We start from the raw sequence: 12,804 nt of genomic DNA, 5'->3' as shown, positions 1-12,804 counted from the left end.
GACTTATCGCGAAGAAGCGCCGAATGCGCCGCTCATGCAGCTCGCAAGCCACGTCGCGGGCATCGTTCGCGATGGCGACGCGATACAACTCGGCATCGGCAGGATGGTCGGAGCGGTCCTCGAAGCGCTCAGCGATCACCGCGAGCTTCGGCTCCACGCCGGCATGGCAACCCAGGCGCTGGTCCCGCTTACCGATCGAGGGGTGATCCGGGGGGCCGGCGCCGCGCATGTCGGAGTCGCTCTCGGGGATGCCGCCTTCTATCGGCGCGTGGCGACGGACGAAACCTTCTTATTTGCACCGGTCAGCGAGACCCACGATGTTCGCCGCATCGCGGCCATCGACAACTTCGTCGCGATCAATGCTGCGCTGGAAGTGGATCTCTTCGGCCAGATCAATTGCGACACGCTCGGGGGACAACTCGTTGCCGGTGTCGGCGGCATGCCGGCCTTCGCGAGCGGGGCGCAGTTGTCGCGCGGCGGACGGGCGGTCTTTGCGTTGCTCTCGAGTGCGTCGCGAGGGACGGTGTCGCGCATCGTGCCGCGGCTCAATACGTCGGCGCTTGTCGGGGCTGCCCGTCATCTGGCCGATATCGTCGTCACCGAACATGGCGTGGCCGACCTGCGCGGTGCATCGCTGGCGGAGCGTGCCAAGCGACTGATTGCGATCGCTGCGCCGGATCATCGTGAGTCACTGCAAGAGGCGTGGGACCGGGGCCGATCCTTGCTGTAAGTGATGAAGCATGTGGCGGCTAGTTCATCCTTTAGCCGGCAATAATATCCCACTCGGTGTATGCCGACCATCCTCGTGATCTTCCCTTCGGATGAGCGTCTTCGCTGCCTTCATCCTCGGCGAACGACTTCTCTCCGGTGGGGGCTTGGCATCGAGAAACTAGAATGCCAAATCGCTACTTGCAGGGACGGCAAGGGGAATAAGTGTCACGGAAATCATTATTGTCGGGAGGGTGCTGGCTGTGCGCCCGGTGCAAGCGGGCATCAGTTGCGCGGATCAGGGGCACGGGGCTACACGTGGGCCGGAGCAGAGTGTAGGCGTAAGCTGTTTACGGGGGGCGGGCCGGGGTGCGGCAAATTCTCGGCCTTTGCGCCCGGCCGCCAGGAACAGTTCGAACGGCGGCAGTGCGAATGCTGCCGCCGTCCATGTAGATTCCGTGCGACGGCCTCCATCTCGGTCCAACCGGGCTTATGCATCCCCGGGACTATTGTCGCCACGGGGAGTAGCCGAAACATGTTGGCGGCACCTCGCGCACCACGCTGTCGTCTTCCGCCTGCGGTGTACCGAGTCTTGTGTGTTCAGCCCTCTTCTTCAGATTTGCGGCAGGAGGCGACGAGCTTGTTTCCGTCGAGGTCGCGTATGTATGCGGCGTAGGCATGCGGCGCGAAAGGTCGGGGGCCTGGGGCGCCTTCGCAGGTACCCCCGAGTTCAAGCGCACGCCGATGGAACTCGCGCACGGCAGCGCGGGTCGGGGCTGCGAGGCCGATGGTCATGCCGTTACCCGTAGTGGCAGGTTCTCCGTTACGCGGGTAGAGGATCATGAACTGCGGTGCCTCGATACCCCAGCCGCAGGCCTTGCCTTCGACCTCAAGCAGGCACTTGAACTGCAGCGGGTCGAGAACCTGGTCGTAGAAGGTCTTCGCGCGCGCGATGTCGCGCGTCCCGAGCGTGACGTGGGTAAAGATGCTCATGGTGTCTTCCTCTCCGTTTTTCTGCCTTATGGGGATCAGCGTTTGCTGACCGTGATGTCGGTCTCTTCCAGATCCCAGGTCGTTGGCGTCTTGCCCTCTTCGCGCAGCTGGTACTTCAGCACCCGGCCCTGCGGGTTCTTGGGCATCGAGCTGCGGAATTCGATATAGCGGGGGAGGGCGTAATAGGGAACGGAGTCGATTGCCCACTTGAACAATTCTTCGGGCATGAGGGCGCTGCCGGGCTTGAGAACCGCGGTGACCTTGACGTCATCCTCGCCCTTGTCGGAAGGCACGGCGTGGACCGCAACTTCTTCGATGGCCGGATGCGCTGCGAAGGCGGCTTCCATCTCGAAGCTCGAGATGTTTTCGCCGCGCCGGCGCAGGTAGTCCTTCTTGCGGTCCACGAAATAGAAGAAACCTTCTTCGTCGAATTTTCCGATGTCGCCGGTGTGGAACCACATGTTGCGCAACAGCTTCATGGTGTCGGCGGGGCGTCCCCAGTAGCCCATGAACATGATGTCGGGGCGCAGGGGGCGAACGACGATCTCGCCTGGCGTGTTGGCCGGAAGCTCACGATCGAGGTCGTCGACGATGCGCACGTCGAAGTCGGGGATGCGCTTCCCGGAGGAGCCGGGCGCTGCGTACTCGCCGGCGGGTAGCGAGGTAATGACGCTCGCTTCGGTGAGGCCGTAGCCATTGCCGCCCACCTGCTTGGCGCCGAAGCGTTCGCGCCAGATCCTCTTCGATTCCTCGGTGAAGGGGTTGCCGCGCACGGTGTGGATCTGTCCGACGCAACGTTTCATCGACTCGTTGTCCGGCGCCTGGGCGAGTAGTCCGCCCATGCTGCCGAGGATCGACGCGATTGTGGCGCCGCTGCGCTCGACTTCGGGCCAGAAATTGGATACCGAGAAGCGCTGCACGATCGCGACCCGGGCGCCGACCATGATGTTCGAGAGGATCCCGACGCACAGCGCGTTCATGTGGAAGAGCGGCAGCGGGGTGATGGTGATGTCGTTCTCGGTTGCCGGTCCCGCGCGCAGCTGGAGGCGGGCGAGATTGCACATGTAGTTGTAGCTCAGCATGCAGCCCTTGGACGGCCCGGTGGTGCCCGAGGTATAGACGATGCACGCAAGGTCCCAGGGATTCGGCTTCGTCTCGATCGCGTCGTCGCGCCGGCCGCGGTGTTCGTCCAGCGGCGTGATGCGGGCGCGGCACTCCGGGACCTTGGTGAGGTGGGCGCGGTGAAGGATCAGCTGGACTTCCGGCAATCCGTCCGCCACCTGCGCGATGCGTTCGACGTAATCCGCCTCGCAGATCACAATTGCAGCCTGCGAGTCCGCGATCTGATGGCGGAGGAACTCGCCCCGCAGCGCAGTGTTGACGGGGACACTCACGGCACACAGCTTGTTGATGGCGAGCCAGGCCACGACTGCATCGATGTTATTGTCGAGCATGCTCAGGACGGTCTGCCCGGCCTGGACGCCCAATGCTGCGAGCGAGTGGGCGAGGCGCGTCGAAAGCTGGTCGACCTGGCCGTAAGTGTAAAGCTCGCCGCCGAAGTCGAGCAGCACCCGCTCGGGGTGCTTTGCAACTGCCCGGTCGAGTGCCGCGATGACCGTATCCTGTGGGCCGACCGACCAGCTTTCCTGATTGCCCATGCCTGCCATGTAATGTCTCCTGTCCCGATTCGCCGTGTTGGGGTGATGTGCAGCTTTCGTTGTGACGGCAAAACATAAACACAAATAGAAAAACTGTCAAATATAAGGAGGCGTAGTGATCATTTTGATGGGGGCTCGGATGTTCATGCGGTTGGGGCACGCTACAATCATCCATCGGTGAATTCTCGGGGAGCGGAGATGGCGGAAGCAGTCGAGGCGGGAAAGGCAAAGGTGAAGAAGCCTCGCGCGACCGCCTCTGCGAAGGAGGGCGCCGAGCCCGCGCCGGTCAAGGCCGTGAAGGCAGTTCGCCGGAACAGGCGGTCCGAAAGCACGATCCTGGGCATTTTCGACGCTACCGAAGCGGTGATTCTCGAGTCCGGAGCAGACCGGGTAAATATCCTCGACGTTTGTGAGACCGCAGGCATCTCGCGTGGGACGTTCTACAGGTATTTTTCGTCGCAGGACGATCTCCTGGACGCGTTTTCACGTCATCGGCGCGATCGTTTCCATGCCGCGCTGATCGAGGCGACTGCTCCGTATACCGATCCGGACGAACGTTTCGACGCCGTATTGCGATTCGTCGATGATTACCTCGAGCGCGGGAATGCACGACGGCTGCTCGTGGTCGCGCCGGAGTACGCAATGCGCTGGCTGCAGCGCATCTTCCCCGACTCGGTGATCCGGTTCCAGGACGTGCTTGGGCCGGTCTTCGATGCGTGGGAGTCGCGTGCGGGAATCAAAATCGACCGCGAGCTCACCTGCGAACTGCTGGTCCGATACATCCTCAGTGAGATTCTCGTCCCCGCCGGCCCTGAGCGCCGAAGCCTGCCGCGCCGCCTCGAGCGGATGTTCGCCATGCTGATGCAGGGCCGCGTTTCCCGCCGCTGAACACGCCGCGTCCGCCCGCCGCTGCGGACGAGTGAGGGTGCGGCATCCGTCCGTCTTCCACTGCGCTTTGACTCCGCGTCAAACCGCTCCGCCGTGTCCGGCCGGGGCGCTGTGCTTCAATCGGTTGGTTCGTCGAATCGGACGCATTTCACCAACAAGCGCATCCGGTACACCCCGGAGGGAGACAGAATGAGTGGCGCAAACAGTTATGACGTGGCGATCGTCGGTGGCGGGCACAATGGCTTGGCGGCCGCCTGTTATCTGGCCGAGGCAGGCAAACGTGTCGTCGTCATCGAGGCCCGCGAGAAGATCGGCGGCATGGCCTCCAGTGGTTACCTGATTCCGGAGGCGCCCCGGCATCTGATCAACCCCTGCGCGCTTGATCTTATGTCGCTCCGGGTTCATCCCATGATGCCGCAGGAGCTGCAGCTCGAGCGTCATGGGTTTCGTCAGGTCGAAATGTCTCCCGGATATGTGTACGTCCATCCGGATGGCAATTCGCTGGTGTTCTGGCGCGAGCCGGAAAAGACTGCGGCCGAGATCCGGCGCTTCTCGTCCCGAGACGCGGAGGAGTTCCTGGCACTGATGAAGCTCGTGGATGCCTTCATCGACATGGCCATTCCGATGATGCGTGTCGACCCCGCGCAGCGCAACCTGGGCGCGAAATGGCAGGCCCTGAAGGCGGTCCTCAGGAACCGCCATCTGAAACCGGAAATCATGGCGCTCATCGGCAGTCCGGCGTACACGTCGATCATGGAGCGCTTCGAGCATCCGGTCGTACAGTCGGCGCTGTGCTGCCTGCTTGGCGCGGCCGGACCCATCGCGAACGACGCGACGGGGATCTACTTCGCGCTGTTGGGCTTCATCCATCGCTTCGGGCTGGGTCGCGCCGTGGGGGGGACTCAGGCGTTGTCGGATGCGCTGGCAGCCCGGTTGCGCGAGCTGGGTGGGGAGATCCTGGTTTCTGCGCCGGTGGCGGAGATCATTGCCGGCGATGGTCGGGCGAAGGGGGTGCGACTCAAGGACGGACGTGTACTGTCGGCGAAAGCCGTGGTGGCGTCGATCCACCCGAAGATGGCGCTGGAAATGGTTACGCCCGGGGCGCTCGATCGGCGCACGCTAACTCGCGTAGCACTTGCGCCGGCCAACGGCCACGGGGCATCGCCACTGAAGGTCGATGTCGCGCTCAGTAGCCAGGTGAATTACCGCCGCATTGAAGCCCTGCGGGCCGACGGGCTGAGTCTGCGCAAGAGCGTGCTCCTGATCGGCACCTCCGATGCCGTGCTCGACAACTTCCGCTGCGCCGCGCGCGGCGAGGTGTCGAAGCTGCCCTACATGTGGATCACGGTCCCGACCGCTGTCGATCCTGGGCAGGCGCCAGAGGGGCAGGACGTGGCCTACCTCTATCCCGTTGCGACGCCGGTCGAGCCGCGCGAAGGATGGGATGCCATCAGGGACCGGGTAGGGCAGACGGTCATCGACCAGGCCGCCGAATACATGCTGGGTCTCAAGGAATTCGAGATCGGTCGTCGGGTCGAGGCCGCGCCGGACCTGGAGAAACGGCTCAATGTGCATCGCGGCTGCGTGGTGCATGTGGATACGAGCACCACGCGTTCCGCGATGATGAGGCCGGCGGCGGGATTGGGTGGGGACAGCCTGCCGGTTGCAGGACTCTTCCTCGGAGGCGCGGGCATCCACCCGGGTGGTGGGGTCAACGGCTTGCCGGGACGGATCGCCGCCAGTCGGGTGAAGCGTTTCCTCGCACGCTGATGTGGCGCGCGTCGCGCAAGGTGGCCGTAGCTGTCAGGCCGCTTCGGGCGGCGTCTTCGGCGGGGCGTCGGGCCGCATGAGCGGATGTTGGTCGCTGCGCTCGCGCTCGACGGCAGCCAGCACGAAGTCGACCGCGAAGCGTCGCCATGTGTCCGCGTCGTCGGCGTTCGCCACGTCCAGGCCGCACAGGGTGACGACGGTGTAGCGGCTGACGAAGGCGCTGGTGGTCACCTGCGCGGCTGCGGCGAGGAACAGGTCCGGGTCGACGTTCGCACGAAAATCGCCACTTTGGGCCCCGCGAGCGAGCACGCTGCGCATCTTGCGCTTGAGCTCGGGAGCGAGGTCGACAAAGCTGTTGCGCGGCGTGGCATGGCTCTCGTGGTAGCGGATCCCTTCCTGTGCGAGCGCGCTCAGCATGGGGTCGCAATAGGGCCGGATCATGTGGTTGAGGAGTGCCCGCAGCGCGTCACGTGGCGCCAGGTGATCCAGTTCTACCGCGACGAGTTCGCCCATGGTCGTCGCGGACGAGTCTTCCAGCACGCAGGCGAAGAGTTCCTCCTTGCTCCGGAAGTAGTGATAAACGAGCTGTTTTGTGACGCCGGCGGCATGGGCGATATCGTCGATGCGGGCGTCCGCCAGTCCCTTGGCGGCGAATTCCCGTCGCGCCGCAGCGCTGATGCGGCGCAAGGTCTCCCTCTTATCGGGGGCCGCGCGTTCGGTCGACTTGCTCGGGTTTCGGGAAGAGCTGGGCATGTTGGAAGATTTCGTTTCCGCTTGTTGTCCGCGAAGCTTAGCGCAGTTGACTCGAGGTCAAACGACAGTCGCTGCCGAATCGGCCACCGCTTCGATTTGATGGTTAGGATGTGGACGCTTTTGCAAAAAATGCGCATGTGTCTGGCGGTTGTTTCTCGATAACCGCAGCAACGGGCGCCACACAGGAGACAACCGTGAGCACCGATATCCTCAACCTCGACCTCGAAACCGCATACACGGCCGTATCGGAAACCTACAAGGGCAAAGGCGACATTCACGCCGCGTGCCGGGCGATGCGCGGCAAGTCCCCGATCTACGTCGGGGACTTCATCAAGCAGTTCGGCGTGCCGACGAACGCCGGCCTCAAACAGGGCACTCGGCCCACGTTCGCGCTGTTCGGCTACAAGGACGTGATGAACGTGCTGCGTGATGCCGACACTTACACCAACGGATTCATTGCCGAGGGACTGGGGGCATTCTTCGATGGCCTGATCATTCTCGCGATGGACGGCGAGCAACACCGGCGCGTGCGGGCCTTGCTGCAACCGGCCTTCATGCCGGATACGGTCAACAAGTGGCGGGGCCAGATCGACCACGTGATCCGCAAGGACTTCCTCGAGCCGATGGTGTCGCAGAGGAAGGCGGATCTGATGGACTTCGGCTTGTACTTCCCGATCCGTGAAATGTACGCGCTGATGGGTTTCCCGACGGACGACACCGAGAAGTACAAGAAGTACGCGGCATGGACCCTGGCGATGGTCGGAGGCAACCAGGTCGACCCCGAGAAGATCGATGAGGCGCGCCGCAATGCCGGGGTTGCGGTCAAACTGCTCTATGACGCCATTCAGGAGGTGGTGGTCAAGCGCCGCGCCGAGGGCTCCCACGGCGACGACATCATTGGGCGCCTGCTGCGTGCCGAATATGAGGGCGAGAGGCTCGACGACCACCAGGTCATCACCTTTGTGCGCTCGCTGTTGCCGGCGGCGGGCGAGACGACCACGCGCACGTTCAGTTCCGTCATGACCCTGTTGCTGACGACGCCGGGGCTGGTCGATCGCGTCAGGGCCGACCGCTCGCTGGTGCCCAAGCTGATCGACGAAGCCGTCCGCTATGAGCCGGTGGCGACCTTCAAGGTGCGCGAGACGGCCAAGGAGGTGGAACTGCACGGCGTGACGATCCCCAAGGGGTCGTTCGTGCAGTGCATGGTGGTATCGGCGAACCGGGACGAGGAGGTGTTCGAGAACCCGGACCAGTTCGACATCGACCGCAAGCTCAAGCCCTCCTTCGGTTTCGGGTTCGGCCCGCACATGTGCATCGGACAGTTCGTTGCCAAGGTGGAGCTCAATTGCGCGATCAACGCGATCCTCGATCTCTTTCCGAACCTGCGGCTGGACCCGGACAAGCCCGCACCGGTCATCGAAGGTGCCCAGCTGCGCGGCGCGTCCCACGTGCATGTGATCTGGGACTGAACCCGGGCACCGTTCCCGCCCGTCGCGCGCACGGGCGGCTTCCCGACCTCTTCCGGAATTCAACGATGAGAATCTTCCAGACCGTTCCTCAACGGGGCGATTTCGCCTATCAATGCCTGGTCGGACCGCAGAAAGTCAGCGGCGCCAAGCTCGCGGACCTGCGTGATCATTTTGGGCTCAAGCTCACCAAGCACATGCCCTTCGGCAGTGTGCGCGACGAAGAAGGGCACATCTATTCCTTCGTCCGTGCCGTAAATGCGCCTGGCAGCTCCCCCAATCCGACAAAGTTCATCTATCAGTCCACCCGGATTGACGAGCGCCACATTCGGGTCGACAAGGAAAGGATCCTGCCTCGCGCGATGACGATGTTCCCTAAACGCTGGCTGGAAGGAGATACCGCCTGCTGGTCCAGCCTGGACGGCGAACCCGGCGAGCCGTGGCTGATCACCGCGTCGGGTGAGCGCTTCAGCTGGAAGGAGGAGGGGCTTCTCGACATCGGCGGGCCGCTTATCGGCAACGGCATGCAGTGGTACCTGCCCGGCGAGGATTGGGGCACCTTCTACGTGTCGCAACTCTACGACGTGTCCGGCATCTGCGAGGGGCGTCCGGTGAAGGGCGTCATCGCGCTCGACCAGGCGTGGATGGCCGACGGCGGCGCCATTCACTTCCAGAAGGACCTCGTCGTAAACAACAAGATGCACGTCATCTGGTGGTCGTTCGCGACGATCTACAAGGACGGGACCTGGGATGCGGGCTCGTTTATGGTCGGTCACGAGAATCTGGGCTACGCGATCTTCCAGAACCACAAGGGCGAGATCTATTGCACGACGGATATCGAGGGCGAGGTGCGACACAAGGAGGGAAGTTATTTCGCCGAAACTGCCCGTATCGTGGTCGATGGCCGGGAGGAGTGGGAGTTCCTGCCTGATCCGAAAGGCGAAATGATGGACTTTGTCGGCGGATTCCCGATCACCGCGCAACAGGAAGGCCGCTGGAGGCGTGTGGGTGATACGCGCGAGCCGGATCGCTGGATGGCCTGGGGCGAATCGGACCGCCGCAACGGCAGCGCGCGCAATGTGCGCGGCAGCGAACTCTGACGCGCCCAATCAACACGAGACACGAAAAAGGAGCTCCCATGAGCATCGACGCGAAGGCCATCGAGCATTTCCTGCACACACAGCTTGCCCGATGGAACGCCTCCGACAAGGAAGGTTTTCTGGCTGCTTACCGCGAGGTCGCGCCCGGCGGTCTCTCAATCGAATACGTCGGCCGACCGCCCGCTGACGGGTGGCCGGTGCTTGAAGCGATGTGGACCGCGCAGAACGCCAAGATCGACATCGAGGAGGTCGCGATGATCATCAATGGCTGCGAGGCGGCCTGTCACAACCGCAACAGGGTGAAGGGGACCGATGTGACGATCGAAACCATCGAGCTCTATCGCTTCGACGAGGGCGGCAAGCTCCACGTGCGCTACTTCATTCGTCAGCCCTGAACGGGCAGTAACGGCGCGGTCGGGAAAAACCGCGATTGCGAACGTCCTCTCTACATCCTGAGGCAGGTGCGGCGTGTTCTGACACCCGGTCAGATCACGCCGTTCTTGTTTCGGAGGGGATTCAGTCGTATATTTGAACAAAAATGCAAAAACTGAACATATAACTACGAGAGGCTGTGCATCGGTGAGGCCGCTCGACCCCGCGATCGAGCGCTTCATGCAGGGTCGGGTGGCTCGTCGAAGTTCTGCAGCCTTGCCTGAGCGTTCTGACCGACGTCTCGCCGGGCAATCCGTTCATCCCAACCGAGGACCCACCATGGCGAGAATCCAGCCCATTCCCCTCGATGCGTTGCCTGCACCGCTTGCCGACGCAGTGGCGCGGGGGTGCGCCAACCGCATGTTGAGTTCCACCGTCCCGGTGCAGGTCTGGGCACATCGCCCCGAGCTTGCCCAAGCCTGGCTCGCGACCCTGGAAACGATGCACGTGAGTGGGGTGCTCGACGGCCGCCTCCGCGAGCTGGTGCGGCTCAGGATCGCCTCGATCACGACCTGCAAGGCGTGTCAGCTCGCGCGCAAGGACGACGCGGTGAGCGAGGAGGATATCGCCTGCCTGAGCGCGGACGATGCTCGTTTTTCGCCGCACGAGAAGGCGGCGCTGCGATACGCCGAGCTCTTTGCGGCCGACTACATGGCCATCGACGACGCGGTATTCGCCGAGCTCGGCCGCCATTTTTCCACCGCCCAGATCGTCGAACTGAACATGTTCTGCGCGCTGATGCTAGCGGGTGGGCGCATGACCTATGTGCAGCAGGCGTACGCGGAGTAGGGCGATGCACGAAGGCATCCTCGCCGGTATCCGCGTCGTCGAGATCGCATGCGGCATCCCCGGTCCGGCGGCCGGGTTGCTGCTCTCGGAGGCGGGTGCGGAAGTCATCCGCATCGAAGCGCCGGGCAGCGATGCGGAGCAGGGCACGGCCTTGTTCTCCGTTCTCAACAGGGGAAAGCGTCGGGTCGAGCTCGACCTGGATCGCGATGATGGGCGCGGGCGTCTGCGTGCCTTGCTGGCCGACGCCGACGTGTTGATCCACGACTTCATACCCCGCCGTGCGGCGGCGTTGGGGCTGGCGGACGACGTGCTTGCTGCAGCATGCCCGCAGCTTGTTGTCTCGGCAATCACCGGCTGGCCATCCCGGCATCCACTCGCCGAGGCCTTGCCGCGGGAATCGCTCGTGCTCGCGCGCTTGGGTCTGCTCGACGAGCAGCCTGGTCATCGGCCGGGCCCGATCTTCGTCCGCATGCCATTCGCGAGTTGGCTCGCCGCCTGGTTCTGCGTCATCGGGGTGATGGCGCGTCTGATCGCACGTCGACGCGACGGGCGCGGCGGGGCGGCTCACACCAGCCTCGCCCAGGCCGCGCTCGCACCGATGAGCATGCACTGGTCACGCGCCGAGACGCCGACACCGGTGTTCGCGAAAGGGCTCGACAAGACGACGCCTATTCCGCTGCACCGATGCTTCGACGGGCGCTGGATCCATGTGCACTACTCGCCGGACAAGGCGCCTTGGATGGCAGAGGCGCTCGCAGCGATGGGGCCCGAGGCGGTCGCGGCCGAGAACGCGAAATATCCACCCAGCCACGTTGCGCCAAACTTCGGCGCGAATAGGGCAATCATTGCCACGCGCCCTGCGCAGGAATGGGTCGAACACTTCTGGCAGCACGACGTGGCCGCACAGGTTGCGGCCCCTTTCGGTGAGATATACCGCGACGAACAGGCGCGTGCCAACGGATTTGTCGTGATGGTGGACGATCCCGTCCTCGGTCACGTGTTCGAACCCGGGCCGGCGTACACCACCGACCCTCCCCCGCGCCTGCGCGGCGGGTTGCTGCCGCTTGAATCGGACCCGGCTTGGAGCGTCCCGCGCGCGCAAGCATTCGACGGCGTGCCGAAGGGGCAGTCGGGGAGCGCACCCCTCACTGGCCTCAGGGTGCTCGACCTGGGCGCCTACCTTGCGGGGCCCTTCGCGACGCAGCTCCTCGCCGACCTCGGCGCCGAAGTCATCAAGGTGGAACCCCCCGGTGGCGATGCGATGCGCCGTCTGGAACGGATCTTCGCCGGCACGCAGCGTGGCAAGCTCGGTGCGACGCTCAAGCTCGGGGATCCGACCGCACAACCGGCACTCGCGGCGCTGGTGCGCTGGGCCGACGTGGTTCATCACAACGTCCGCCTGCCGGCCGCGCACAAGCTGGGTATCGACTACGAAACGCTGAAGGCGATCAATCCGGCGCTTGTGTATTGCCACATCAGCTCCTACGGTCCGCTGGGACCGCGCAAGGACTGGCCCGGGTTCGACCAGCTGATGCAGGCGGCCTGCGGCTGGGAAGTGGAATGCGGCGGCGAGGGGAGGCCGCCGATGTGGTTGCGCTTCGGCGTCGGGGACTACTTCGCCGCGCTGTCGTCAGTGTTCGCACTCCTGCTCGCGCATTTTCAGCGCCAGATAACGGGCGACGGACAGGCGGTGGCGGCATCGCTCCTCGGCGCGACGCTACTGACCGTGGGCGAGGCCGTGATGCGCGCCGACGGCAGTCTGTCCCCGATCGATCACCTCGACGCGGCGCAGACCGGCGTGTCGCCGGATCACCGTCTGTATCGCTGCGCGGACGGCTGGCTGGCTGTCGCCGCGCTGCGGCCGGAGGAAGCGCGGGCGCTCGCCGCCTTGGCCGGGAACGATCGCGAGGCCTGGTTTGCGGCGTTCAGCCGCGAGACGGCCTGCGAGTGTCTGACCGCGGCGGGGGTGCCTTGCGAGCCCGCGCTCGAAAACCCCGGTCTGAGCTTTCTCGACGACGACGGCTGCCGACGGGCGGGGCTGCACGCCGCCTATCCGCACGCGGTGTATGGGCACCTCGAACAGGTCGGCGCGTACTGGAACTTTTGCGACCTGCCCCTCGCCCTTGACCGGGCACCGCCGGCGCTGGGCGAGCACAGCCACAGGGTGTGGCGATCGGTCGGGCTCGACGAAGGGCAGATTCAAAGCATGGTCGCCGCGGCCGTGACCAATCCCTGACGCATGGACGA

The 12,804-nt window shown here is 64.3% G+C and carries 11 protein-coding genes; 8 read left to right on the top strand and 3 right to left on the bottom strand.

Annotated features, from left to right (window positions below):
* Positions 1 to 34: 34 nt before the first annotated feature.
* Entirely contained in the window at positions 35 to 730 is a 696-nt protein-coding gene (locus tag CCZ27_RS08940) for an acetyl-CoA hydrolase/transferase C-terminal domain-containing protein (protein WP_096447447.1), read from the top strand.
* 578 nt (positions 731 to 1,308) lie between these two features.
* On the opposite strand, the gene CCZ27_RS08935 is transcribed toward CCZ27_RS08940, so the two are convergent.
* Together CCZ27_RS08935 and CCZ27_RS08930 are read right to left on the bottom strand one after the other, a co-directional pair.
* Positions 1,309 to 1,701 carry a VOC family protein gene (locus tag CCZ27_RS08935; RefSeq protein WP_096447446.1) on the bottom strand — a complete coding sequence of 131 codons (393 nt, stop codon included), beginning with the start codon at positions 1,699 to 1,701 and terminating at the stop codon, positions 1,309 to 1,311.
* A 35-nt stretch (positions 1,702 to 1,736) separates the two neighbouring features.
* The gene (locus CCZ27_RS08930) at positions 1,737 to 3,368 is read right to left on the bottom strand and encodes an ATP-dependent acyl-CoA ligase (RefSeq protein ID WP_096447444.1); all 1,632 of its coding nucleotides are present in this window, start codon (positions 3,366 to 3,368) and stop codon (positions 1,737 to 1,739) included.
* Positions 3,369 to 3,557: 189 nt separating this feature from the next.
* Here CCZ27_RS08930 and CCZ27_RS08925 point away from each other — a divergent pair, with 189 nt between their 5' ends.
* Together CCZ27_RS08925 and CCZ27_RS08920 are read left to right on the top strand one after the other, a co-directional pair.
* Positions 3,558 to 4,247: a TetR/AcrR family transcriptional regulator gene (locus CCZ27_RS08925; RefSeq protein ID WP_096447442.1), complete on the top strand. Its 690-nt coding sequence runs from the start codon at positions 3,558 to 3,560 to the stop codon at positions 4,245 to 4,247.
* 189 nt (positions 4,248 to 4,436) lie between these two features.
* Positions 4,437 to 6,017 (top strand): phytoene desaturase family protein, encoded by a 1,581-nt coding sequence (locus CCZ27_RS08920; RefSeq protein WP_050416205.1) that lies wholly within the window; start codon positions 4,437 to 4,439, stop codon positions 6,015 to 6,017.
* A gap of 33 nt (positions 6,018 to 6,050) precedes the next feature.
* Here the strand turns inward: CCZ27_RS08920 and CCZ27_RS08915 are convergent, their stop codons facing one another.
* Entirely contained in the window at positions 6,051 to 6,704 is a 654-nt protein-coding gene (locus CCZ27_RS08915) for a TetR/AcrR family transcriptional regulator (protein ID WP_096452357.1), read from the bottom strand.
* 260 nt (positions 6,705 to 6,964) lie between these two features.
* Here CCZ27_RS08915 and CCZ27_RS08910 point away from each other — a divergent pair, with 260 nt between their 5' ends.
* From CCZ27_RS08910 to CCZ27_RS08890, 5 genes are all read left to right on the top strand, one after another.
* On the top strand, positions 6,965 to 8,239 hold the full coding sequence (locus CCZ27_RS08910; protein ID WP_096447440.1) for a cytochrome P450: 1,275 nt from the start codon (positions 6,965 to 6,967) through the stop codon (positions 8,237 to 8,239).
* 65 nt (positions 8,240 to 8,304) lie between these two features.
* A complete protein-coding gene (locus tag CCZ27_RS08905) occupies positions 8,305 to 9,336 on the top strand; it encodes a hypothetical protein (RefSeq protein ID WP_050416202.1) in 1,032 nt (343 codons plus the stop codon).
* A gap of 38 nt (positions 9,337 to 9,374) precedes the next feature.
* On the top strand, positions 9,375 to 9,731 hold the full coding sequence (locus CCZ27_RS08900) for a hypothetical protein (RefSeq protein ID WP_096447438.1): 357 nt from the start codon (positions 9,375 to 9,377) through the stop codon (positions 9,729 to 9,731).
* Between the two features lie 316 nt (positions 9,732 to 10,047).
* Positions 10,048 to 10,557, top strand: a complete 510-nt coding sequence (locus CCZ27_RS08895) for a carboxymuconolactone decarboxylase family protein (protein WP_050416200.1) — start codon at positions 10,048 to 10,050, stop codon at positions 10,555 to 10,557.
* 4 nt (positions 10,558 to 10,561) lie between these two features.
* Complete coding sequence (locus CCZ27_RS08890; RefSeq protein WP_096447436.1) at positions 10,562 to 12,793, top strand: CoA transferase; 2,232 nt, start codon at positions 10,562 to 10,564, stop codon at positions 12,791 to 12,793.
* Positions 12,794 to 12,804 lie beyond the last annotated feature (11 nt).

The sequence above is a fragment of the Thauera sp. K11 genome (assembly GCF_002354895.1).
In the GTDB taxonomy this organism is placed as follows: Bacteria; Pseudomonadota; Gammaproteobacteria; order Burkholderiales; family Rhodocyclaceae; genus Thauera; species Thauera sinica.
Note: the sequence above shows the minus strand (reverse complement) of the source record. Positions and strands in the feature narration are given on the sequence as shown.